At 71.4% G+C, this 24,042-nt stretch carries 20 protein-coding genes and 1 pseudogene; 13 read left to right on the top strand and 8 right to left on the bottom strand.

Annotation, left to right across the window (positions count from 1 at the left end; all coding sequences use genetic code 11):
- Positions 1 to 69 precede the first annotated feature (69 nt).
- Entirely contained in the window at positions 70 to 300 is a 231-nt protein-coding gene (locus tag OG417_RS10450) for a hypothetical protein (protein ID WP_329253300.1), read from the bottom strand.
- A gap of 118 nt (positions 301 to 418) precedes the next feature.
- On the opposite strand from OG417_RS10450, the gene OG417_RS10445 reads away from it, so the two are divergent.
- From OG417_RS10445 to OG417_RS10430, 4 genes are all read left to right on the top strand, one after another.
- Positions 419 to 1,369 carry a hypothetical protein gene (locus tag OG417_RS10445; protein ID WP_329253298.1) on the top strand — a complete coding sequence of 317 codons (951 nt, stop codon included), beginning with the start codon at positions 419 to 421 and terminating at the stop codon, positions 1,367 to 1,369.
- Between the two features lie 245 nt (positions 1,370 to 1,614).
- Positions 1,615 to 2,025: a hypothetical protein gene (locus OG417_RS10440; RefSeq protein ID WP_329253295.1), complete on the top strand. Its 411-nt coding sequence runs from the start codon at positions 1,615 to 1,617 to the stop codon at positions 2,023 to 2,025.
- Between the two features lie 246 nt (positions 2,026 to 2,271).
- Entirely contained in the window at positions 2,272 to 4,746 is a 2,475-nt protein-coding gene (locus tag OG417_RS10435; RefSeq protein WP_329253292.1) for a glycosyltransferase, read from the top strand.
- 81 nt (positions 4,747 to 4,827) lie between these two features.
- Complete coding sequence (locus OG417_RS10430) at positions 4,828 to 5,751, top strand: glycosyltransferase family 2 protein (protein ID WP_329253287.1); 924 nt, start codon at positions 4,828 to 4,830, stop codon at positions 5,749 to 5,751.
- Between the two features lie 196 nt (positions 5,752 to 5,947).
- On the opposite strand, the gene OG417_RS54265 is transcribed toward OG417_RS10430, so the two are convergent.
- From OG417_RS54265 to OG417_RS10420, 4 genes are all read right to left on the bottom strand, one after another.
- A complete protein-coding gene (locus OG417_RS54265; RefSeq protein ID WP_442875746.1) occupies positions 5,948 to 6,166 on the bottom strand; it encodes a Scr1 family TA system antitoxin-like transcriptional regulator in 219 nt (72 codons plus the stop codon).
- The gene (locus OG417_RS54260) at positions 6,105 to 6,317 is read right to left on the bottom strand and encodes a Scr1 family TA system antitoxin-like transcriptional regulator (protein WP_442875672.1); all 213 of its coding nucleotides are present in this window, start codon (positions 6,315 to 6,317) and stop codon (positions 6,105 to 6,107) included. Before OG417_RS54260 ends, OG417_RS54265 begins: the two co-directional genes overlap by 62 nt.
- A gap of 229 nt (positions 6,318 to 6,546) precedes the next feature.
- Complete coding sequence (locus tag OG417_RS10425; RefSeq protein WP_329253283.1) at positions 6,547 to 10,746, bottom strand: carboxypeptidase regulatory-like domain-containing protein; 4,200 nt, start codon at positions 10,744 to 10,746, stop codon at positions 6,547 to 6,549.
- Positions 10,747 to 11,028: 282 nt separating this feature from the next.
- Entirely contained in the window at positions 11,029 to 11,820 is a 792-nt protein-coding gene (locus tag OG417_RS10420; protein WP_329253280.1) for a helix-turn-helix transcriptional regulator, read from the bottom strand.
- Positions 11,821 to 11,947: 127 nt separating this feature from the next.
- Between OG417_RS10420 and OG417_RS10415 the strand changes: the two genes are divergently transcribed.
- Positions 11,948 to 13,354 carry an MFS transporter gene (locus OG417_RS10415; RefSeq protein WP_329253277.1) on the top strand — a complete coding sequence of 469 codons (1,407 nt, stop codon included), beginning with the start codon at positions 11,948 to 11,950 and terminating at the stop codon, positions 13,352 to 13,354.
- Here the strand turns inward: OG417_RS10415 and OG417_RS10410 are convergent.
- Positions 13,305 to 13,727 (bottom strand): annotated as a pseudogene (locus tag OG417_RS10410) (phosphoribosyltransferase family protein); the annotation flags it as partial. The gene OG417_RS10415 and the pseudogene OG417_RS10410 sit on opposite strands and share 50 nt — an antisense overlap.
- Before the next feature lie 132 nt (positions 13,728 to 13,859).
- Here OG417_RS10410 and purU point away from each other — a divergent pair.
- The 5 genes from purU (at position 13,860) to OG417_RS10385 (ending at position 17,777) form a co-directional block, all read left to right on the top strand.
- Positions 13,860 to 14,705 (top strand): formyltetrahydrofolate deformylase, encoded by an 846-nt coding sequence (purU, locus tag OG417_RS10405; RefSeq protein WP_329253274.1) that lies wholly within the window; start codon positions 13,860 to 13,862, stop codon positions 14,703 to 14,705.
- A gap of 46 nt (positions 14,706 to 14,751) precedes the next feature.
- Complete coding sequence (locus OG417_RS10400; protein ID WP_329253271.1) at positions 14,752 to 15,342, top strand: DUF6286 domain-containing protein; 591 nt, start codon at positions 14,752 to 14,754, stop codon at positions 15,340 to 15,342.
- Positions 15,343 to 15,346: 4 nt separating this feature from the next.
- Positions 15,347 to 15,895 carry an alkaline shock response membrane anchor protein AmaP gene (locus tag OG417_RS10395; RefSeq protein WP_329253267.1) on the top strand — a complete coding sequence of 183 codons (549 nt, stop codon included), beginning with the start codon at positions 15,347 to 15,349 and terminating at the stop codon, positions 15,893 to 15,895.
- Between the two features lie 6 nt (positions 15,896 to 15,901).
- Positions 15,902 to 17,095: a M20 metallopeptidase family protein gene (locus tag OG417_RS10390; protein WP_329253264.1), complete on the top strand. Its 1,194-nt coding sequence runs from the start codon at positions 15,902 to 15,904 to the stop codon at positions 17,093 to 17,095.
- A 97-nt stretch (positions 17,096 to 17,192) separates the two neighbouring features.
- A complete protein-coding gene (locus OG417_RS10385) occupies positions 17,193 to 17,777 on the top strand; it encodes a DUF4352 domain-containing protein (RefSeq protein ID WP_329253261.1) in 585 nt (194 codons plus the stop codon).
- A 7-nt stretch (positions 17,778 to 17,784) separates the two neighbouring features.
- Here the strand turns inward: OG417_RS10385 and OG417_RS10380 are convergent, their stop codons facing one another.
- Positions 17,785 to 18,528, bottom strand: coding sequence for an SDR family oxidoreductase (locus OG417_RS10380; RefSeq protein WP_329253258.1), 744 nt, complete (start codon positions 18,526 to 18,528; stop codon positions 17,785 to 17,787).
- A 102-nt stretch (positions 18,529 to 18,630) separates the two neighbouring features.
- Here OG417_RS10380 and OG417_RS10375 point away from each other — a divergent pair, with 102 nt between their 5' ends.
- Complete coding sequence (locus OG417_RS10375) at positions 18,631 to 19,482, top strand: helix-turn-helix transcriptional regulator (protein ID WP_329253255.1); 852 nt, start codon at positions 18,631 to 18,633, stop codon at positions 19,480 to 19,482.
- 18 nt (positions 19,483 to 19,500) lie between these two features.
- Here OG417_RS10375 and OG417_RS10370 read toward each other — a convergent pair whose 3' ends face one another.
- Positions 19,501 to 20,271 (bottom strand): class I SAM-dependent methyltransferase, encoded by a 771-nt coding sequence (locus tag OG417_RS10370; protein WP_329253252.1) that lies wholly within the window; start codon positions 20,269 to 20,271, stop codon positions 19,501 to 19,503.
- A gap of 306 nt (positions 20,272 to 20,577) precedes the next feature.
- On the opposite strand from OG417_RS10370, the gene OG417_RS10365 reads away from it, so the two are divergent.
- On the top strand, positions 20,578 to 22,704 hold the full coding sequence (locus tag OG417_RS10365) for a hypothetical protein (protein WP_329253249.1): 2,127 nt from the start codon (positions 20,578 to 20,580) through the stop codon (positions 22,702 to 22,704).
- Entirely contained in the window at positions 22,701 to 23,897 is a 1,197-nt protein-coding gene (locus OG417_RS10360; RefSeq protein WP_329253246.1) for an amino acid deaminase/aldolase, read from the top strand. The genes OG417_RS10365 and OG417_RS10360 overlap by 4 nt, the downstream gene beginning before the upstream one ends.
- Positions 23,898 to 24,042: the final 145 nt, after the last annotated feature.

The raw sequence follows: 24,042 nt of genomic DNA, 5'->3' as shown, positions 1-24,042 counted from the left end.
TGCCATTTGTGGGTGAACAGGTCGGCCAGTCGTCTCACCTCGGTGACGGTGGGTGGGATCAGCTCCGGATCAGCCGGTGGAGCCGGGGGCCCGGCGCTCCGCGAGACGTTCCTTGGTCAGCAGGGCCAGAGTGCGGATGGCCTCGTCGAGTTCCCGTACCGTCTTGTCCGGCAGCGTCTTCAGCGCCATGCGGGTCCGGTCGACGAGATCCGCGTCCTCCGGGGTCTCGATGAAGGCACCGCTGAACACGTTGACGATGGCGCCGAGGCGCTTCGGGTCCATGGTCGCAGGCGGATTCATACAGCTTTCCTCACATCGGTTGAGGCGACCGTCGGTTCGGGCGGCCATCATCCCATCTCGCCCCTTATTTCCGTGGCTTCTCGGCGAGTCAGGATGATCACCGGGCAGCATGAGGCGGGTGGACGAGCGACGGGGAGCCGGCGGCTCGGGGCCGGACTACAACGCGATGCTGCTCGTGGAGCTTCCGGAGGCGCGGCGGCGCGCCGACCAGGCCGCGGTCACCCGGATCTGCGCGGCAGTGTCGGACGCGGTTACCGAACAGCCGATCTTCCGGTACGAGGCCCTGTGGCGGATCGACGACCAGGACGCCGTGGCCCGGGTCTGCCTCTCCGCCGGACGCACCTTCGCCGCCCGGAACAGCTTCGGGACCGCGGCGAGCTGGTACGAAACCGGCCTGCAAGCGGCGCGGGCGGTCGACGACCGCGATGCCGTCGCGCGGGCGGCCTCGGCGCTGGCCGCGCTCGCACCCGGCATCGAGCGTGAGACGGGGCCTCTCACCCACGAACTGCGCCGTCTGCACGGCGCCCGCAAGGCCTACCGCAGCGCCGCCGAGGCGTTCGACCTGCTGGGCCGGGGTGCGGCGGCCGTACGGTTGCGCGAGCACGCGGCGTGGTGTGACGCGCGGCTGGACGACAGGCTCGGGGGAAGGCCGTTCACGGACGCCGACGCCCGCGAACTGTTCGACCAGCTGATGGACGACGAGGTGCTGTGCCCGTACCTCGAGGGGCCGCCGCGGCCCGCGAGGACCGGCCTCGCCGATGAGCAGCTCCCCCTTCTCGACGCGCTCAAGGTGGCGCTCGGCGCGCAGCTGGGGGAGACCGCCGAGCAGGTGTCCGGGTGGATCCGTCCGGCCCGCGGCGGGGACCGGCCTGCGGGGGTGGAGATCGCCCTGCCCGGCACGCCGGTGCCGACACTGCTCGTCCTGCCGCGGGTCGTCACCGATGAGGCCACGGCCGCCGTGGCCGAGCTGGACCTCGCCGGCGAGGCGAGCCGCGGCCACGAGCTGACCTGGGACCAGACGGCTCGTACCTGGCGGATCCACGACAGGCCGGCGCCGCGTCTGCGGTGACGGCACATCGGCCGCCGCACGGGCTGGCGGGCAACGCGACGCATGCAACTGCCGCCGATTTGTCGCACTCCGGCCCTTCGAATAGTATTCGAAAATCTGGCTATTGACCGTCAACTTGGAACATATCCCCATCATCCGCTTGCCCCGCGAAAAAGCGTCGCGATGGCATGCCGAGCACTGACCACATGCGCTTCGCCTCGCATGCCGCCACGTACTGTGGGCGTTTTTGATTTATCGGCAAGGGTATGCACGATCCGAACACGATAGATGGCTACGAGAAGAACCTAGAGGTCGCTATGCAGATAGCCGAGTCCGCCGCACTCCTGGCCGCGGCGGTGGGGACCGTCATGCTGGGGGCGGGCAGCGCAGAGGCGAAAAGTCTGGACTTCGAACAGACTTTTGGCAAATTCAGTGAGCGCGTTGACGCTTCGCCCGCGGACGGATGCGACGTGGTCTCCCTCGACTCCCTCTCGCCCTCGAGCATGGGGAACATGGTGATCATGCCCATCAGCAGGCCGAACGTCACCTGCACTACGCTACCCAGACGCCGGAATCCGCGGGCGGTGGCCGTACAGCACGACAAGTCCAATCTCAATTTGCACCTCAACGACCACCATCATCATGGAGGACTCGGCGTCAACCGCGATGACGACTGAAAGCGGTGTCGCCCGTTGCCTCGACAAGGACCGCACGAATAACGACTGAAAAGACACCAAGGCGACCGTATCGGTTCCGACACCCCCACTGAAGAGTGTTTTGCAATTGCCCATAAGGGGTATGCACGATGGACGCGAGGATGACCCGGAGATCATTACACGGCCCGTCGACTCCGCACACTCCTGTCCGCGGCGTTGCACCTCATAACGCGATTGTGCGATTACGTTATCGGGAGTTCTGTGCGGATGCCTGAGCCGAGAAGCATTCCGGCGCTGATCCACCAGGCGTGGAGGGACGGGGATGTACCCTCCCGATGGCGCGACTGGGCAAGGTCGTGGAAGCGGCATCACCCGGGATGGGACTACCGGCTGTGGACCGACGCGGACAGCCGCTCCTTTCTCGAGGAGCACTATCCGTGGTTTCTTCCGATCTACGACGGCTACCCCAATCCGGTCATGCGAGCCGATGCCATCCGGTATTTCCTGCTCGACCACTTCGGCGGGGTGTACGCCGACCTGGATGTCGAGTGCCTGCGGCCCGTGGACGAGATGCTCGCCGGCCGCGACCTTGTGTTCGGGTGCGAGCCGTCGGTGCACGCTCGCCTGCCTCCGGCACGCCGGCGGGGTCTGGGGCGCATCGTGGGCAACGCGTTCATCGCGTCGAGGCCGGGGCACCCGTTCTGGGCGCACGCGCATCGGGAGCTGGTCCGCACCCACCGTCTGCCCAACGCTCTCGATGTGTCGGGCCCCTTCTTCCTCACGCGCGCGTTGGAGAGCGCCCCGGAGCCCGACTCGATCGCCGTGGTGGGCTCGGCATCGCTCTATCCCAAGGTGAGCCCGTATGCGAACCAGCTGTTCGCGCCGCGTGAGGCCGATCTGGACCATGCCTGTGCCGTACACCATGGGGCCGGGAGCTGGGCCACGGAGGAGTCCTGGGCGCCGCGGCCCTCATCGGACCGGAGGGTGAGGTTCTGGGCCAGTCAGGGCCTGTGTCCCCTCGCCGACGGGGCCTTCGGCCTGGACGAGCAGCGCCGCCGCTGGGCCGACGGTGCACTGGCACCGCCGGTGTCCTGTCTGATGGTGACGAAGGACCGCCCGTCCTTCGCCGAGCGAGCGATCCGGTGTTTCCTTGCCCAGACCTATCCGAACAAAGAGCTGGTCGTGGTGGACGATGGGGCGAGCGACGCCCTGGAAGTCCACGTTCGTGGTCTCGGCGATGCGCGAATCCACTTCCATCGGCTCCCCCCGGAGGGGCGACCGCTCGGAGAGCTGCGCAATATCGCAGTGGAGTACGCGACCGGGACGTACGTGTGCCAGTGGGACGACGACGATCTGTACGATCCGGAGCGAGTCGAGGTGCAGATGACGGCCCTCCTCGCGCTCGGCGCCGAGGCATGTTTCCTCGCGCGGCAGCGACTGTGGCGGCCCGCCCGCCGCGAGCTGGCCATCTCTCATGTGCGCGTGTGGGAGGGAACCATGGTCTGCGCGAAGGACGTGCTCCCGCGCTACCCGGCGCAGCGCCGGGGTGAAGACACTCCCGTCGCGGCTCACATCATCAGCGGCAATCGGGTCGTCTCCGTGGACGTACCGGAACTCTGCACCTATGTGTGCCACGAGGACAACACCTTCGGCCCCGCCCATTTCCAACGCATCTTCGATGCCGCGCCCCAGGTGTGGCGCGGCGACGACTACGCCGAGCAGGTCCTGACGATGGCGGCGCGGCTTCCGCTCGCCCCTGCCGACCTCATCGACGCCGAGGCCGAAGCGGGTACGGACACGGGCGCCGGTGCGAATACGAGCACCGGCATGTGCGCGAGTGCGGATCCCCGCGCCGCGACCGACACCGACGCTCTTCGGAACCACCGCGCGCAGTGGGTGATCAGCGAGCCGGATCCACCGCCCGTACGCGAGCGTCCTTCGGTCCTGGTGCTCACCCCGGTCAAGGACGCGGCCGGGTTCCTGCCCGGTTATCTGGACAACCTGCGCGGCCTGGACTATCCGCACGAGGCGATCTCCCTTGGCCTGCTCGAGGGCGACAGCCAAGACGACACCTGGGACGTGCTCCAGCGCGCGCGGCCTGAACTCGAGCAGCGATACCACCGCCTGACGCTCGTGCGCCAGCATGCCGGAGTCCGCCTGCCCGGGCAGCGCTGGGAGCCCGGCGTCCAGCGGGAACGCAGGTCCACACTGGCCCGGATCCGCAACCATCTGCTGTCGCGCGCCCTCCGGGACGAGGAGTGGGTGCTCTGGATCGATGTCGACGTGACCAGCTACCCACCCGACCTCATCCAACGGCTGCTGGCGGCACGCAAGGACATCGTCGTGCCGCACTGCGTCAGCGAGCCGGGCGGGCCCACGTACGACCTCAACACCTTTCTCCTGCGGCCGGACGCCGGTGCCCTGAACTGGAATCAGTGGCTCCGCGACGGCATCCTGCAGCCCCCGCGGGGATTCGGCAGGGCCTATCTCGACGAGCTCGGCGCGTACGAACTCGTCCGCATCGACTCGGTCGGGGGCACAGTGCTGCTGGTACGGGCGGACCTGCACCGTGCGGGTCTGGTGTTTCCCCCGATCCCCTACCAGCATCTCGTGGAGACCGAGGGGCTTGCGGCCATGGCCAAGGATATGGATACGACGTGCTGGGCGTTGCCCGGGCTCGAAGTCGTACACCCCCACCACTGGTCGACCTCGCTCAGCGAACCGGCCACACCGATCGCCTGAAGAGGTGCGTCGTCAAGCAAGGGCCGCCCCCACTCACGCCCGAAGCGAAGGACCATCAATGCCCGACGCGAAGGACCAGGAATGAGTGACGGACGCGAACCCGAAGTCTCGGTGATCATCCCGTGCCACGACTACGGCTGCTACCTGCCCCAGGCACTGGACAGTGTGCTCGGGCAGACGTTCGGCGACTGGGAGATCGTAATCGTCGACGACGGCAGCACCGATGACTCCGCGGCGGTGGCCCAGGACTACATCGACCGCCATCCCGGCCAGCGCATCCGGCTGCTCCGCCAGGCCAACGCCGGAGTCTCCGCCGCACGCAACGCCGGCATCGCCACCGCGATGGGCCGCTACATCCTGCCCCTGGACGCCGACGACGCGCTCGCCCCCGCCATGCTGGAGAAGACGGCCGCGGCACTCGACTCCGAGCCCGGCATCACCATCGTCTCCACCGACCTGTTCGTCTTCACCGACGCCGAAGACCTTCCGCCCCAGGTGCTCGCCCTTCCGCCCTACGACAAGGAACTGCTGCTCCAGCGGCTGATCATGTTCTACTGCTCGCTCTACCGCCGCGAGGCATGGGAGGTCGTCGGCGGCTACGACGAGGGCATGAGAGCCGGCGAGGACTGGGACTTTTGGATCGGCTGCGCTGAGCGAGGATTCCAGGCTCACCACATTCCCGAGCCGCTGGTCGGGATACGCAACAAGGACACCGGCCTTCACGTGGAGGCTGCCGAGAACGATCTCGCCGTCCGGGCCCGGATCGTGGCCAACCATCCCGCGATGTTCAAGCCCCTCACCCAGGCATGGGCACAAGCCTTGCTCCAACAGGGACAGGACGCCTGCCGGCGAGATGCGAGGGTGCCCGACGAGATCCTCAGCCGAGCCGGCGAGATGGACCAGTTTCTTCGCGTCGTCATGAACCTCCAGCGCATGGCGCGCCGGCAGTATTACGACATCCAGCGCCTGGAGAAGGCCCTTACGGACGAACCCACACCGAGTTGAGGCGAGCCGAGCCGCCTGCGCGGATGAGGACGGCAACGCAGGCATGATGCGGCATCATGCGCGAACCAGCCGGATGAGTGCCGATCGCTCTTTTACTCGGCCAACCGCTCGGCGTCTTCGCCGCCGATGTACGCGGCCTCGACGCAATCCGCACCCTGGGCGCTGTTTCGGCTGCTCTCTGACCAGTAAATTGGCGTCATTCACTGGCCTCCATGTATATCTTAATCAGCTCCCGAGATTGATTCTCAGGAAGTGCATGAGCACCAATCCGGTCATACTGCACAGCAAGGCCCCGCACTTCAGAAGCGGAGACCGCGAGCCTGCCACCGAACTGCGCTTCGGAATAGGCGACGTCACCCAGCTCGTGGTAGAAGATCTTGAACGAGCCGCCTAACCAGCATGGAGACCGGCCGATCGGGGCCTCGCTCGGATTGAGATATTAGGCTGGTGGCCTCCTCCAAAAGTCGAGCGAGTTGCTTCCGCATCACCTCGGGATCGTTCGCCGAGCGGTCAATGGCACCCTCGTCGAGAAGGGACCACAACGTCGGTGGGTCCGCCCGCTCCAAGATCGCTCAACCCCAACTGGATGAGGCAGCACGCTGAGACTGAAAGCCGGGGCCAAGGAGGTCAAGAGCTTTGAGGCCCCAGGCGAGGGTGCCGCTCACAGGAGACCAATGGCCTCGCGGACCCCGAGGGGTCGCGGAAACGGCAGACGGTACTCGTGGGGGCGGAGAGGGAACCGTGCGGGCCCGGGGGCGGCCCGCACGGTCATCGTTGGGTCAGGTCATCGTCGGGTCAGTTGCAGGTGTGGTCGGGTTTCAGGGCGAAGTTCGCCGTGGTCGTGGCCAGTTTGGCGATCTTGACGGACCTGGTCTGCGGCGCCCAGCCGTCCTTGGCCGCGATCAGGGTGAGCGGGTTGTTGCGGGTGTCGAGCCACAGCACGTACTGACCGTTCTTGTCGGTCTTGAGCGTGTAGCTCGCCGTCCACGAGTCGATCTGCACGGTCGCCCCGGTCAGCGGTGCCGGGGTGCCGGTGCAGCCGGCGCCCGTCACCGTTCCGGTGATCTTGCCCCAGGTCTTCGGCGGGTTCACCGTGAGCGTCACCGGGACGGCCAGGCCCCCGTACGGGGTCTTGGCGCCGATGGTGACCTGCGCGGTGAACGTGCCCGGCTGGGTGATCGTGTCGATGTCCGCGTTGACCGAGATGTTGACCTTGGCGGTACCGCCCGCCTTGATCGTCACCTCCGACTTGTCCTCCGACAGCCACGGGACGTCGCCGCCCGCGGCGTCACACTGGTCGTAGCCCGGCAGCTGCTCGCTGTTCTTCGCCGGGTTGAAGCCGCCGGTCGAACCTCCGATCTTGTAGAAACCACAGGCGGCGGCACCGCGGTAGAGGGTGTTGTTGGAGTTGGGCAGCGCGGTCCAGGTGTTCGCGTCCGGGTCGTAGGCGAAGCCCTGGTTGGTGAGCGTGCTGTTGCCGTTGGTCACGCCGCCCGAGACGAGCAGCTGGCCGTTGGCCGTCGACGAGCCCATCGCCCACAGGTCGATCGGCAGGTCGGCGACGGCGCTCCAGCTGTCGGACGACGCGTCGTAGGCGTAGGCGTGCTTGGACGACGCCGAACCCGCGGTGCCGCCGGCGCAGACCACCTCGTCGCCGAGGCCGCCGCAGGCGAGCCAGGCGGTCGCCTCGGGGTACGCGTGCGCCGAGCTCCAGGAGTTCGACGCCGGGTCGTACACCTGCACGCCCGTCTCACCGCAGGCGTCGGTGCAGCCGCCGACCAGGTAGATCTTGCCGTCGGCCACGGTCACTCCCGCGCCGGCGTACGGCTTGGGATTGTCGGCCCCGGTCGTCCAGGTGTTGGCGGCCGGGTCGTAGATCTCCGTCTTGGCGACCGTGTCTCCGGAGTCGGACCAGCCGCCGAAGACGTACAGCTTGCCGTCCACCGCGGCGACCTGGGGAGCCTCGCGACCGGTGCTCATGTTCGCGATGGGGCTCCACGCCTGGGCACCGGGGTCGTAGACGTAGCCCTTGGCGCTGGTGGCCAGGCCCTCGATACCGCCGACCGAGTAGACCTTGCCGTCGATCGTCGCGGCGCCGTTGTCCATCTGCGCCATGGGGTAGTCGGCGACCGTGGTCCACGGCGGCGCGTACGGCGCCGCGGCGGACGCGGCGGCGGCCTTCGCCTTGGCCTTGGCGTCCAGCTTGCCGGGCTGGAACCGCCCGGACGAGTAGTCTCCCTTCACCTTCTGCAGCGGGGCGCCCTTCGCGGCGGGCTGGTAGGTGCCCGTCCGCTCACCGATCTTGGCGGTGACCGGGGCGGTGCCGGTGTTCTTCAGGGTCACGGTCTGAGCGGCCTGTCCCTGCCAGGCGACCGTCTTGGTGACCGAACTCGGAGTGATCGTGATCCGGGGTGCGGCGAGCGAGAAGGCTCCCTCCGTCGCCCAGTTCGCGGCCACGTTCACGGTGGCGTCCTGGGACGTGTAGCTCGACGCGGCGGCGGTGAACCTGTGGCTTCCGGTGGCCGAGGAGTACAGCCAGTAGAAGCCGTCGCCCAGGTTCGGGTCGTCCGGCGTCGCGGCCGAGGTGGCCCGCTCCGACGGCTGGTCGGCCGAGGTGACCGAAGCGCCGTTCACGCCGGTTCCGGTGTTCTTGTCCAGGATCTGGCCGACGACCAGGCCGCCCGATGTGGGGTCACAGCTGCGGCTGCCGAAGAAGACGTCGTCGACCTGCCACCACCAGCTGAACTTACCGGTGTAGTGGAACCGCACCTGGACCGCGCTCTTGTTCGCCGCGGCGGACAGGTCCACGGACTCGGTCCGCGGCCCGCGAGCGCTGTCACTGGCGTGGTGCCAGACGTTGCTCCAGGTCTGGCCGCCGTCGACGCTGTAGTCGACCTCCGCCACCGATGAGCTGATGCCGTAGTAGTCGGTGCGGAAGGACAGGTACGGGTGGGCCTTCCCGCTGAAGTCGACGGCGGGGCTGATCAGCGAGCTGTCCTGCGTGCCGCCGTTGCCGTACTTGTCACTGTCGATGTTGGCGAAACCGCCGGACCCTCCGGTGTGGTTGGTCCGGTTGCCGGGGTCGGTGAAGACCCAGGTCTGACCGTTGCCGGCCTTGTCGTCGACGGTCCACCCGCTCGGCGCGGTGGTGCCGTCGAACGACTGCGTGGTGCCGCCGTCGTAGTGGTAGGTGTAGCCGGCCGCGCTGCAGGTCGTCTGGTCGACGGCGACGTCGACGTCCTTGTTGACGTCCGACGACCCGACCGTGACGTCCGCCGCGCCCTGCGTGTAGCCCGGGTAGAGCGCGTCGACCTGCAGCGAGTAGGTGTCACCGACGGGCACGCTGATGCTGTAGCGGCCGGTCTTCGGGTCGGTGTAGGCGACCGCCGTCGGTTCGCCCTTGACCCGTACGGTCGCGTACAGCGGCCAGCCGTGGCCCGAGCCGTCGCGTACGGTGCCGGTGACGTTGACGCTCGCCTTCGCGGTCAGCGCGAAGTTCTCGGTCACCGTCTGGCCGTTCTCGACCGCGACGCCGGAGACGCTCTTGGAGGTGTATCCGAACTTGCTCGCGGTGACGTCGTACGTCCCGGCCGGAACGCTCAGGGAATAGTGGCCCTGACCGTCCGTCGTGGTGGTGGTGTCGCCGACGCTGACCTTTGCCTCCGCCAGGGCGTTGGTGCCGTCGGTGACCGTTCCGGACACGATGCCGCGCGGGCCGGAGTGGAACGCCCCGGTGCCGTTGGGCGTGCCGAGCCCGGTCGGGCCGTCGTAGCCGCTGCCGGCCTTGCACAGGTACGCCGGGTCACAGCTGCCGTTGCTGCCCGAGGTGACGTCGTTGAGGTCGGAGGTCTGGTCGTAGGGGAAGGAGTTGGGCGACGATCCGGCCGCGGGCGTACCGCCGAGCGCGTAGACCGACGCGATGATCGGGGCGGAGGCGCTGGTGCCGCCGTAGACGTGCCAGCCGCCGTAGTAGACCGCGACGCCGGTGTTCGGGTCGGCCACCGCGGAGACGTCCGCGACCGAGCGACGCGAGCAGCCGGAGTCCGTCTGGAACGAGGGCTTGGTCTCGTACGCGGAGCAGCCGCTGCCGGCCCCGCTCCACGCCGCCTCGGTCCAGCCGCGCGGGCTGGAGGTGTCCTTGGCGAGCGACGTGCCGCCGACCGCCGTGACGTACGGGGACACGGCCGGGTAGCTGGTCCCGTACCCGTCGTCGCCGGTGCTGGCGGTGATGGCGACGCCGGGGTGGTGGAAGAAGGAGTCATCGTACTGGGTCTCGTCGGATCCCTCGCCGCCGCCGTAGCTGTTGGAGACGTACTTGGCGCCCTGGGCGACGGCCTGGTTCACGGCCGCGCCGAGGTTGTCCATGTAGTTGTCGTCCGCCTCGACGAGGAGGATGTCGCAGCTCGGGCAGATCGCGCTGACCATGTCGACGTCCAGCGAGATCTCCCCGGACCAACCGGCGTCGGGCGGCGGATAGCTCGTCCCGCCACGCTGGTCGATCTTCTTGAAGCAGCCGTTCGCCGTCGTGCACGGCGGCAGGCCGTACTGCTGCCGGTAGACCGCCAGGTCGCTCTCCGCGCTCGGGTCGTCGAACGCGTCGACGATGGCGACCGTCTGGCCCGCCCCGCCCGAGGGCAGGTTGTAGGCGCTGAGCAGGTCCGCCGGGCCGAAGCCGGCGGGCGCGTCGGCCGGCTGGACACCCTTGGGCCCGATCACGTCGTCACGGACCACGGACAGACAGGACGCCTGACCGGCCTTCTCGGGCTCGGCGCAGACGTTGTGGGTCGGGTGCTGGCCGGCCGAGGTCGGACTGGTGGCCTTGGAACGGGGAACGGGTGTCTTGGTGGACGCGCTGGCTGCGGCGGGTACGGCGATCACCGTGGCCACCGCGACGGCGAGCGCCAGCAGCAAGGCGCTCAGTCGCCTCGCCGCGGGATCGGCCGCGGCGAGGACAGACACGCGGCGGGTACGCCGCGTCCCGGGGGGTTGGGGCATGCAAGCCTTCCTCAGCGGGGGGGATCGAGACCCGATAGGGGTCACTGAACAAGCCGATATTGACTCAAGGCTTGACTATGATCACCGTCCGCATGTGGCCGTCACGTTATGACTGGAGGTCTTGCGGAAACTGACAGGTGACTTACAAAAACCGGTCCTGCGACATTCAGTAACGATTTACGGCCTTCGGCACACGCTCCGTGTTAGCGCTAGCGACAACCTCTACAAGAATCGGGGTGCCATTTTTGAGCAAAATTTCGGAGTGTGCCGGTGAATGGCCGATTACGCACCGAGCAGGCGCCGGACCTCGGTGGGGGTGCGGCCGAGCTCGGCGCGTACGGCACGGCAGAGGTGAGCCTGGTCGGCGAAGCCGAGGTCGGCGGCGATGCCGGCGAGGTGGCCCGCGCCCTGTTCGATGCGGTCGAGCGCGCGGGTCACGCGGATCCGGTTGCGGTAGCGGGTGAGGCTCGTGCCCGTCTCGCGCTGGAACACCCGGCTCAGGTGGCTGGGCGACACGCCGAGCAGCCGGGCCAGCGGGATCAGCCCGCCGGCCTCGGGATGGTCCGCCAGCAGCGCCTCACGCGCGTCGTCGGCCAGCGCCCGCGTGCCCACGCGGTGCGGGGCGGGGCTCCCGGGCACCCGCAGCAGCCCGTCGAGCAGGCCGACGAGCTGCTCGGCCATGCCGAACGCGGCGTCGGGAGCGGCGCGCAGCAGCCGCCGGTGCGCGAGCTGGAGCCGCCCGTCGAGGTACACCGGCGCCGAGGCCGGCCGCCGCCGGTCGTCGCCGGCCACCGACCGCCACAGGGCCGGTGAGAACGTCACCGCGGTGCAGACGTCGCCCCCGGCCGGGTGGGCGAAGCTCGCCACGTCGCCGGGCACCTGGAGGTAGCCGGCGGTGGGGTCGGCGAGAGCGTCACGCCCCTCCGAACGCAGCCGGAACCGCCCGGAGCGTACGAGCACCACCTGATGCCGCCCGGCCGGCTCGGGCGGCGACCAGCCGTGCCGGTGCCCCGCGCAACGGACCGCCGCGACCGAGAAATCCGGTCCGTCGGCGAGCGAAACCCTGGACAGCACACCGTAACCCTAGTGACGCCCGCCGCCATTTCCCCGCGCGAGCGGCCAAGGCGCGAGAGAGCAAGAATCGTCAAGCCACCGCCCGCCACGAACGCGCAGACTGCCCGAGGTCGTCTTGGGAGGGCGCATGCGTCGCGGGTCACTTGTCGTTCTGCTGACCGGGCAGGTCATGGTGTCGATGGACGGATCGATCGTCACCGTCGCGCTGCCGCACATCCGCGCCGGACTGCACGCCTCGGGAGCGCTGCTGCAGCTGGTCACCGGCGGCTACATCCTCGCCATGGCGGTGCTCGTGGTCACCGGGGCGAGGCTCGGCGACCTGTACGGGCACCGCCGGGTGTTCCGCCGCGGCCTCGCCGGGTTCACCGCCGCCTCGCTGGCCTGCGGGCTCGCACCGGACGGCCCGGCGCTCGTGGCGGCGCGGTTCGCGCAGGGCGGCTCGGCGGCGCTCGTGCTGCCGCAGGTGCTGTCCCTCATCCAGCTCGGCTTCTCCGGGCCGGCCCGGGCACGGGCCCTCGGCCTGTACTCGATGGTGCTCGCGCTGGGAGTGGCGATCGGGCAGATCGCCGGCGGCGTCATCGTGAGCGCGGCGGGCTGGCGCCCGGTGTTCCTGCTCAACGTGCCCGTCGGCGCGGTGCTGATCGCCGTCGGCGGGTCGCTGCCGGGTGGGCGGGAGCGGGTACGGTCGCGGCTCGACGTCCCCGGGGTGCTGATCCTGTCCACCGCGATGACGGCCGTGGTGGTGCCGCTGGTGTTCGGCCGGGAAGAGGGCCTGCCGCCGTGGACCTGGGTGTGCCTGGCCGCCGGATGCGCGGGCCTGGCCGTCTTCGCGTGGCACGAGCGACGCGCGGCGAGCCCGCTGCTGGACCTCGGCGTACTGCGCGCGCCGGGTGTCGCGCCGGGGCTGTTCGCGGCGTGCGCCGTGATGGGCGCCTACGCGGGCCTGATCTTCGCCCTCGCCCTCCACCTGCAGAGCGGCCTGGCCCTGTCGCCGCTGGCCGCGGGTCTGGCCTTCCTGCCCTACACCGTCGGCTTCGCGGCCGCCGGGCTGTCCTGGCCTCGCCTGCCGGCGCACGGCCGCCTGCCGGTCGCCGGGCTGCTGGTGTTCGCCGTGGCGGCCCCGCTCGTCGCCGTGGCGGTGCGGCACGGCTGGTCCCCGCTCGCGATCCCGCTGCTGGTGGTGGCCGGGGCGGGTCACGCGGCGGGCTTCAGCCCGCTCGTCGAGCGGCTCGCCGCCACGGCCGGCCCGGCGCGCGCGTCCGCGGTGTCGGCGCTGACCAACACGGGCACGCTGCTCGCGAACGTCCTGGCCATCGCGACGCTGGGCGGCGTCTATCTGGGCGCGCGGACCTCAGCCCAGGGGCTCACCCAGGTGACCGTGCTGCTCGCCGCGCTGCTGGGCGTCGCGGCCGCCGGAGCGTGGCGTACGGTCGCGGTCTCACGACCGGTGTCCGCGACCCCGGACGTGGCGCTCGCTCGAGGCCCAGGTCCTCGAGCGAGAAGACGAATCGGTAGTCGAGCCCGGTCTCGGTGAAGTTCTCCGACGCGCCCCGGTCGACCACCGAGGCGACCCCGGCCACCTCGACACCGGCCTCGCGGAGCGCCCGCACCGCGGCGAGGGGACTGCGTCCGGTCGTGGTGGTGTCGTCGACGACGAGTACCCGCCTGCCCTCGACGGAGGGACCCTCGATCCGTCGCTGCAGACCGTGCAGCTTGGGGCTCTTGCGCACCGAGAAGCCGTCCAGCCTCCGCCCCCGCCCTTCGGCCGCATGCAGCACCGCGCAGGCCACGGGGTCGACGCCGAAGGTCAACCCGCCCACCGCGTCGTAGTCCCAGTCACCGGTCAGTTCGAGAATCGTCTCTCCGACGAGCCGGGCGCCCCGGTGGTGGAGAGAGATACGGCGCATGTCTAACCTTGCCCGCCACGTGACCCGTATCGGCCGGCACCGACGCTCCGCCAGGGCGGCACAGCGGCCGGGCGACGGCGCGCCACGACGCTCGGGGCCGCTGAAGTGCGGCGTTCGCCGTAAGCTCGGGGCATGACACAGTACGTGCTCACGCTGTCCTGCCCCGACCGGCCGGGCATCGTGGCCGCGGTGTCCGGCGTGCTGGCCGAGCGCGACTGCAACATCGTGGAGAGCCAGCAGTTCGGCGACCGGGGCACCGGCCGGTTCTTCCTGCGCACGCAGTTCGACGCGCCGGACGGCCTGGGCGACGCGCTCACCGAGGCGTTCGCCGCCCTGGCCCCCGAGTTCGGCCTCGACTGGCGCCTGCACGACCTCGCGCGGCGCACCCGGGTGCTGATCCTGGTCTCCAAGCACGGTCACTGCCTCAACGACCTGCTCTACCGCCACCGCTCCGGCCTGCTCGGCATCGACGTCGTCGCGGTCGCCTCCAACCACCCCGACATGCGGCCGCTGACCCAGTCGTACGGCATCGACTACCACCACCTGCCGGTCACCGCGGACAACCGCGCGGCACAGGAGGCGGAGATCCTCGCGCTGGTCGAGCACTACGGAGCCGACCTCGTCGTCCTCGCGCGCTACATGCAGATCCTGTCCGACGACCTGTGCGCGAAGCTGCCCGGCCGGATCATCAACATCCACCACTCCTTCCTGCCGAGCTTCAAGGGCGCCAAGCCGTACCACCAGGCCCACGAACGCGGGGTGAAGCTCATCGGCGCCACCGCGCACTACGTGACCCCGCACCTGGACGAGGGGCCGATCATCGAGCAGGAGGTCGCCCGCGTCGACCACACGCACGGGCCGGAGGAGCTCATGGCGGTCGGCCGCGACATGGAGTGCCTGGCGCTGGCCCGCGCGGTCCGCTGGCACGCCGAGCACCGCGTACTGATCAACGCCGACCGGACCGTGGTGCTCCGCTGACCTGTCGTCCGCGACCTCGCATCACGCAGCGTGGTTCAATGCCACGGTGCGTGATCGAGGTGACCAGACGAACGACCGCTCCCGTGCCTGCCGCGCGGCGGTGCGCGCGTTCCGCCCGCGACGGGTGCTGTCGGCGAGCCTGGCCGCCTCGCTGCTGACCGCCGCCGGGGCGTCCGTCGCCATCCACGTCATCTCCCGCCGGTTCGGCCACCCGGTCCTGCGTCCGGAGCTCACCGCGCGGCTCACGCGGCTGACCTGGGACGACCCGGCCGTCGCCGCCGCCGGTGGCGGCCTGACGCTGGCCGGGCTGCTGTTCGTGCTGGCCGCGGTGCTGCCCGGCCGTACGGGCACGGCGCCGCTGGCCGGCGACGACCCGAGGTTCGTCATGGGCCTGCGCCGCGCGTCGTTGCGCGCGGACCTGCACGCCAGCGTGCTGGGCGTGCCCGGCGTGGACGCCGCGACCGTACGCCTGCGGGGGCGGCTGCGGCCACGGGCGGAGATCCGCGCGGTCACCGGGTTCACCGACCACGGGAACCTCGGCGAACAGGTGGCCGACGCCGTACGCGACCGGCTGGAGGAGCTCGACCCCGTACGCGTGCCCGAGGTGGCGGTACGCGTCTCCGAGCGTAAGGACTGATCGGATGTTCAACCGCGTCTGGCTGGCGCTGACCGGCCTGGTGCTCCTGGGCGGCGGCGGCGCGACACTGGCCGCCGGGTTGGTGCGGGCGGGCCGTCCGCTCGTCACCGCCGCGACGTCACGGTGGGTGGCGGCGCATCCCTGGTTCTGGCCCGCCGTCGCCGGCGGCTCCCTGGCCGTCGCGATGCTGGGCAGCGTGTGGCTGGCCGCGCAGTGGCGGTGCCGCACGCTGCGGCGGCTCGCGATGGGCGACGCCCGCGCGGGGGCGACCCGCCTGGCGGCGCGCGTGGCGATCCGCGCCATCGCGGCCGACGTGACCTCCTACCCCGGGGTGCGGCGGGTGCGCCCGCGGCTGTCCGGCAGCGCCCGGCGGCCCGCGATGCGGGTCCGGGTGATGTGCGACGCGGACGCCGACCTCGGCGAACTCGCGTGGCGCATCCGCGACGACGCGATGACCCGCCTGCGCACGACGCTGGGCCGCGCCGACCTCGGCGGTGTGATCGACTTCCGGGTCAAGCGTGATGACCTTGATGGGGGGCGCCGCGTACTCTGAGGATTCATGTCCTCTTTGCGTGCCGCCGCCGGCGACCTCCACGACGACCTCGTACGCCTCCGCCGTGACCTGCACCGCGAACCCGAGCTGGGGCTCGACCTGCCGCGCACTCAGGAGAAGGTGCTCGCCGCCCTGGAGGGGCTGCCGCTGGAGATCACGACCGGGACGGCGCTGTCCTCGGTGACCGCGGTGCTGCGCGGCTCGTCGCCCGGCCCGGTCGTGCTGCTGCGCGGCGACATGGACGCGCTGCCGCTCACCGAGCGCTCCGGCGTGCCGTACGCCTCGCAGATCCCGGGCCGGATGCACGCCTGCGGGCACGACCTGCACACCGCGATGCTGGCCGGCGCGGCCCGGCTGCTCGCCGAGCGGTCGTTCACGGGCAGCGTCGTCTTCATGTTCCAGCCCGGCGAGGAGGGCAACGGCGGCGCGAAGATCATGATCGAGGAGGGCCTGCTGGACGCGGCCGGAGCGCGGCCCGTCGCGGCGTACGGGCTGCACGTGACCTCGTCGATCATGCCGGCCGGGACGTTCGTCACCCGGCGCGGCCCGCTGATGGCCGCCGCCGACCAGATGCGCGTGACCGTACGCGGCGCGGGCGGCCACGGGTCCCAGCCCCACCTGGCGAAGGACCCGATCCCGGCCGCGAGCGAGATCGTGACGGCGCTGCAGACGTTCGCGACCCGCAGGTTCGACGCGTTCGACCCGGTCGTGATCACGGTCGGCAGCATCAACGCGGGCACGGCTCCCAACATCATTCCCGACGAGGCGCAGCTCGGCCTGACCATCCGGTCCTTCTCCCCCGCGGCCCGCGCCCGCGTCACCGAGGGCGTACGGGAGCTGATCGGCGGCATCGCGGCCGCCCACGGGCTCACCGCCGAACTCGACCACGAGATGGGCTACCCGGTGACGGTCAACGACGCGGCCGAGACGGAGTTCGCGGCCGGTGTGGTCGCGGACCTGTACGGGCCGGAGCGCTTCGTCTGGGTGCCGAACCCGATGACCACGGCGGAGGACTTCTCCTACGTCCTGGAGGAGGTGCCGGGGGCCTTCGTCTTCCTCGGCGCGTGCCCGCCCGACCGCGACCCGAGCACGGCGCCGTTCAACCACGCCACGACGGCGGTCTTCGACGACGCGGTGCTGCCCGACGGGTCGGCGCTGCTCGCCGAACTCGCCCTGCGCCGCCTCGCCACGGCCGTCTGAGACCCAGCCCGGCCGTATCGGTCGTTTCGGGCCGTCCGCGCGCCTATCATGATCATCCGGTTCTGGAGGGTCGGGTCGGCGTTGGAGGACCAGGGACGTGCGGAGGCTGGTTCTCGCCGCGGGGTTCGCGGTGCTGGTCGGCGGGTGCGGGTCCGCCGCCGAGACGGCCAAGAATCCCCAGCCCAGCGATTCCCGGCCACGCGTGCGCCGGGTGAACGTCGGGGACGCCGTCGTCCTCACCGGCGTGAACGGCGCGAGCGGCACCGGCACGCTGCGGATGGCCGTGAAGGTCAAGAACGTCGTCTCCACGGCCATCGGACGCGGCGCGTTCGAGAAGCCCCGCAAGGGTGAGCGGTTCGCCGCCGTGCGGTTCGTGTTCAAGAACATGGGGGCGGCGCCGTACCACGACAGCCCGACCTTCGGCGCGAAGGTGATCGACTCGGCCGGGCACGGATACGACCCGACCGTCGCGACGGTGTCGGCGGGACCGGGCTTCCCCCGCGTGATGAGCCTGACGCAGGGGCAGGTCCGGAGCGGCTACATCGTCTTCGCCGTACCCAGGGCGGCGAAGATCGTCAGCGTTCGGTACGCACTGAACGCCGGGTACGCCCCCGAGCTGGGCGAATGGCGGGTGCCGCCGAAATCCGCCGTTCGAGGCCGCCCGACCCCGCGCGTCGGGTGATCGCTCCTCACCAGGGGTACGTGCCGCCGTTCTCGTTGAGGAATACGCCCGTGGTCCTCTCGTCGGGCGACAGGACCTGGCGGGCGATGTGGGCCCCGCCCTCGGCGGCGGTCAGCGGCCCGGAGTGGCCGTTCAGGTCGGTCGCGCAGAAGCCGGGAGACAGCGCGTTGACCCTGATCCCGGCGTCGCGGAGCGAGTTGGCGTAGATGAGGGTGATCGCGTTGAGCGCGGCCTTGGAGGAGTTGTAGCCGAGCAGGTTGGCGTACCGCCACAGCGGCGAGTCCGGGGTGCTGAGAAAGTCGACGGTGCCCAGCCCGCTGGAGACGTTGCCGATGTGGCCGGCCGGCGACCTGCGCAGGAGCGGCAGCATGGCGTTGGTCACCGCGACGACGCCGAACACGTTCGTCTCGTAGGTCTCGCGCAGCGCCGTCACCGGCAGCTCGGTCGGCGGGTGCGGCCGGTCGCGGGAGATTCCGGCGTTGTTGACGAGGATGTCCAGGCGGCCGTACTCGGTGTCGATCAGGTCGGTCGCCGCCTTGATCGTTTCGGGGTCGGTCACGTCCAGACGGACGAACCGTACGTCGAGGCCCTGGGCGGCCAGGTCGGCGGCGGCCTCCGTACCCCGGCCGGGGTCCCGGGCGCCGAGCAGGACCGTGTGCCCGGCGCGGGCGATCTCACGTGCGGCGGCGAATCCGATGCCCTTGTTGGCACCGGTGATCAGGACGATCTTGTTGTCCGTTGCGGTGGTCATGCCCTCACCCTGACCTCCGCCCGGCGCGGCCGGGAGAGCACGCCTGAGGCTGGTATCGGCGGTCCCATGGTGGCGGCGGCGCCGGCGCGGCACTCTGGATGAGTGAACGACTTCGACCGGGCGGAACTGGCCGCCTTCCTGCGGAGATGGCGTGCGCGGGTGCAGCCCGCCGACGTCGGCCTGGAGGCCGGCCACCGCCGGCGCACCCCCGGCCTGCGCCGCCAGGAGGTCGCCCAGCTGGCCGGCATGTCGGTGGACTACTACATCCGTCTCGAGCAGGGCCGCGGGCCGCGTCCGTCGCGGCAGATGATCGGCGCGATCGCCCGCGCGCTGCGCCTGTCCGACGACGAACGGGCCCACCTGCACCATCTCGTCGGCGAGGTGCCCGGACCCCCGCCCGGCCCGAGGCGCGACGTCCGGCCCGGTATCGCGCACCTGCTCGACCGGCTCGACGACACTCCCGCGCTCGTCTGCGACGCCAAGTACGACGTCCTCGCGTGGAACGCCATGGCCACCGCCCTGATCGTCGACTTCTCGGCGCTGCCGCCCGGCGAGCGCAACATCATCTGGCGGTTCTTCACGGACGAGTCCGCGCGGGACCGGCACGACGCCGAGGGCGGGCGCCGGTTCGCCCGCGAGTCCGTGGCCGATCTGCGCGCCGCCGCCGCGCGGTACCCCCGGGACGCGGGCATCCGCCGGCTGGTCGACCGGCTCCTGGCCGCGAGCGCGGAGTTCGGTGAGCTGTGGGCCGAACAGGACGTGCAGGTCCGCCGGTCGGCGACCAAACGGCTGCGTCACCCGCTGGTCGGCTGGCTCGACCTGGACTGCGAGGCGCTGCACGACCCGTACCAGGACCAGTGGATCGTGCTCTACACCGCCGCCCCCGGCACCCCGTCACACGAGGCGCTCCGCCTGCTCAAGGTCGTCGGCACGCAGAACCTCACCGCCTCCTGAGACAGGTCCTTTGCGCCTTCAGGCGCGGACGGCCCGGACCGTCATGGTCACCAGGGGCAGGTCGAACTCCCCGGCCGCCTCGGGCGTCGCGCGCAGATACTCCCGGACGCGATCCAGCAGCGCGGCCCGCTCCTCCTCCGGCATCACCAGCACGTGCGAGTGGGTGCCGAGCGTGGCCGCGAGCGAGTCCGGTGTACGCCGTTGGGAGTGGCGGAAGTCCTCCCGCTCCAGCGCGGAGAAGTGAGGACCCAGGTCGAGCCCGGCGACCCTTTCCCGCCGGCGGACGGCCGGCCCACCCCGGGCGATCTCCTGGAACCCGCGGACCCAGGGCACGTCGTCGTCCTCGCGGTTCCACAGGCCGCCGACGACCCCGCCCGGCGTGAGCACGCGCGACATCTCGGGCACGGCGCGGTCGAGGTCGAACCAGTGCATCGCCTGCCCGACCACGACGGCGTCCACCGAGCCGTCGGCCAGCGGGATCCGCTCCGCCGAACCGGCCAGCGCCCGCACGCCGGGCAACGTGCGGCGCAGCTCGGTGAGCATGCCGGTGTCCGGCTCGACCGCGACGACCTCGGCGCCGGTCCGCAGCAGGCTCGCGGTCAGCTTGCCGGTGCCCGCCGCGAGGTCGAGCACCCGCAGCGGCGAACGCCCGGCGACCGGTTCCAGCACCCAGCGGACGGCGGCCTCGGGATAGCCGGGCCGCTCGGCCGCGTACGCGGCGGCCTGAGCCCCGAACGACGAGGCCCGGCGCGCGAGTGTCTCCGGCGTGACATCGGAGGGGTGAGCCATGGCCCCCACGGTAACCACGCCGCAGGGTGACCGCGTCACCGCCGCGCGTACCGGCGGCCGGGCCGATCGTGCCGGTAGCAGGCACCACCGGCCCGCTCGTGCCGCTTGGGCCCGGTATGTTCGGGCGGCCCGGGCCAGCAACAGGCAAAGACCGGCGACATGCCGGTGAACGGCGTCGCCCGCCGTAGGGGTGCCGTCCATACTTCACCGAGCGGACGGGGGCGCGTAACTCGCGCGGCGCGGGGGCGCCTCGAGCGGCGGGCATGATCCCCCCGCCATGTCGCGAACTCGACGGGGAGCCGATCGTTGCCGAAACGCGTCGCCGCCGCGCTGGCACTGGCCGTCGCGGCTCTCATCTCCCATTCCCCGGGCGCGGGCGCGGCCCCGTCGCACACGCCCCACACGCCGCCCGCCCACACATCCCCGGCGCGGCACGTCGTCCTCATCGGCGTTCCCGGTCTCCGGTGGAGCGACGTCGGGCCCTCGGTCACGCCCAACCTGTGGCGTCTCGCCGGCAGCGCCGCGACGGGCCTGCTGTCCGTACGGGCCGTCGGCACCCTGACCTGTCCGGCGGACGGCTGGGTCACGGTCTCGGCGGGGGCCCGGTCGGCCGCCGGGCCGTACTGCCACCGGCCGGTCCACATCACCCGGAGCGCTGCGGGCGCGGTGGTCGGTGAGACGGCGTGGATCCGGCACATCAACGCGGGCTTCGGGCCGGTGGGGCTGCTGGCCGACGCGGTGCACCGGACGGGCGGCTGCGTGAACGCCGTCGGCCCCGGAGCCGCGCTGGCCGCCGCCGACGGCCGGGGGCGCGTCGACACGTACGCCCCGGCGCCCGCCGCGCTGCCGCCGGGCGCGTGGGCCCGCTGCGCGGTCTCGATCGTCGACGCGGGCACGGTCGGCGGCGGCGACCGTGCCTCCGCGGTCCGCCGGGCGGACGCGACGGTCGGGTCGGTGCTCACGCGTCTGGCCGCCGGCACCGGCGTTGTGGTGGCGGGCGTGGCCGACGAGGGCCGTACGCCGCACCTGCGGCTCGTCCTCGCGACCGGCCCGGGGGCCGCGGGCCGGTACCTCGGCTCGGACTCCACCCGGCGCGCGAACATGGTGATCCTGCCCGACCTGACCTCGACGCTGCTCGCCTCGGCGGGAATCCCGGCGCCGGCCGGGCTGATCGGCACGCCGCTGCTGCCGGACACCGTACGGCCCGCGCTCGCCGACTCGGTGGCCGACCTGTCCTCGGAGGACCTCGCGGCGCAGACCCACCGGCGGCTGCTCCCCCGGTTCTTCGCCGGATTCGTGATCAGCCAGGTCCTCCTGTACGCGGCGGCGGCGCTGGCCCTGCGGCACGGATCCCTTCGCCGGCGCCGCCGGATCCTGTCGGCCACGCGCCTGACCGCCCTCGTCGCCGCCGCGGTGCCGGTCTCGACCTACCTGGTCAACCTCGTGCCGTGGTGGCATACGTCGCGGCCGACGTTCTGGCTGGTCGCCGGGATCGTGGCCGCCGACGTGCTCGTGACCGCGCTGGCGATGTGCGGGCCGTGGCGCCGTCACCTCCTCGGCCCCGGGACGGTCATCGCGGCCCTGACCGCCGCCGTGCTGGCGGGCGACCTGCTGACCGGCAACCACCTGCAGCTCAACAGCATGATGGGGTACTCGCCGCTGGTGGGCGGGCGGTACTACGGGATGGGCAACATCGCGTTCGCGGTGCTGGCCACCTCGACCCTGCTCGCGGCGGCCGGGGTCGCCCAGTGGCTCGAACCCCGCGCCGGCCGCCGGGCCGCCGTCGCGGCCGTGCTCGCCATGACCCTGACCGCGGCGCTGCTGGACAGCTGGACCGCGTGGGGCAGCGACTTCGGCGGCCTGGTCGCGTTCGTGCCGGGCCTGGCGACGACCGCGCTGCTGGTGGCCGGGCGGCGGGTGTCGTTCCTGCGGCTCCAGCTCCTGCGCGCGACCGGGATGGCGCTCGTCCTCGGCGTCGCCTGGATCGACTACCTGCGCCCGCCGTCGCGGCAGACGCACATGGGCCGGTTCTTCGGGCAGCTCGTCGACGGTGACTCGCTGCCCTGGCTGGAACGCAAGTTCACCGCGATGGCGCACACGTTCGGCAACCTGACGCTCCTGCCGGTCGTGGTGGTGGGGTTCCTGTTCGTCCTGCTGGTGCTCCACCGGCCGGGGCGGGCCGGCGCCGGCGGCCTGCGGCGCGCGTACGAGCGTGCGCCGATGCTGCGGGCCGGGCTCTCCGGGGCCTTCGTCACCGCCGTGGTGGGCGGGGCGGTGAACGACTCGGGCATCGCGGTGCCCGCGCTGGCGCTGGCCGTCGCCGTACCCCTGGCGCTGGCCGCCGCCGTGGTCGCCCTCCAGGATGCCACCCCGCCACGGCCGAAGGTGAAGGCTTTTCATATTCGCCGGGTTTATGGCACGCTGCGCCTATGACGTTGCGTGAGCGGTACGACGCCGCGACGGCCCACCTGGAACCACCGTTCGCGATCGTCGACCTCGACGCCTTCCACGCGAACGCGGCCGGCCTGGTACGCCGCGCGAGGGGCAAGCCGATCCGGGTGGCGAGCAAGTCGGTGCGCTGCCGCGCGCTGCTCGCGCAGGTCCTCGCCACCGAGGGGTTCGCCGGGATCATGGCGTTCACGCTGCCCGAGGCGCTCTGGCTGGCGTCCGAGGGGCTCAGCGACGACATCCTGGTGGCCTACCCGACCGTCGACCGCAGCGTGCTGACCGAGCTGGCCCGCGACGAGAGAGCGGCGGCGACGGTCACCGTCATGGTCGACTGCGCCGAGCACCTCGACCTGATCGAGGGCATCGCCCGGTCCGCCGGCGGCGACCGGCCGATCCGCGTCTGCATCGACATCGACGCCGCGTGGCGCCCCGCCGGGGGCCGGGTGCGGATCGGCGCGCTGCGCTCCCCCATCCGTACCGCCGAGGAGGCCGCCGCGCTGGCCCGCGACATCGCCCGCCGGCCCACGCTGAGGCTCGTGGGGCTGATGGCCTACGAGTCGCAGATCGCCGGGGTCGGCGACAACCCGCCCGGCAAGCCGTTGTTCTCCCGGGCGGTCCGGTTCGTCCAGGCGCAGTCGCGGGTCGAACTGGCCCGCCGCCGCGCCTCGATCGTCAAGGCGGTCCGGGCCGAGGCGGACCTGGAGTTCGTCAACGGCGGCGGCACCGGCAGCGTGGAGAAGACCGCGGCGGAAGTGGCCGTCACCGAGGTCGCGGCGGGCTCCGGCCTCTACCAGTCGGTCCTGTTCGACCACTACACCAACTTCACCGGCCGTCCGGCGGCGCTGTTCGCCCTGCCCGTCGTACGCCGTCCGGGCCCCGGCGTGGTCACCGTCCTCGGCGGCGGCTATCCCGCGTCGGGCGTCGCCGACCGCAACCGGTTGCCGCAGCCCTTCCTGCCGACCGGGCTGCGGTTCGACTCCAACGAGGGCGCGGGCGAGGTGCAGACACCGCTGGTGGGCAGCGCCGCCGACGGGCTGGAGATCGGCGACCGGGTCTACTTCCGGCATGCGAAGGCCGGCGAGCTGTGCGAGCGCTTCGCCGAGCTCCAGCTGATCGACGGCGACCGGGTCGTCGACACCGTCCCCACCTACCGCGGCGAGGGCAAGACGTTCCTCTGAGAGCCCGCCTGGGAATCCTCCTCGCAGCGGAGCATGGGGTTGTGGCCGCCCGCCCGGCCGGCCTGATCGGTCTGATCGGCCTGCTCGGTCTGAGCGGCCGATGAGCGGCTTGCGCGGGCGCGTATGGTCGTTACCTCAGGCCCGG

It is taken from the genome of Actinoallomurus sp. NBC_01490, assembly GCF_036227085.1.
GTDB lineage: Bacteria > Actinomycetota > Actinomycetes > Streptosporangiales > Streptosporangiaceae > Actinoallomurus > Actinoallomurus oryzae.
This window is presented reverse-complemented; position numbering and strand designations above follow the sequence as displayed.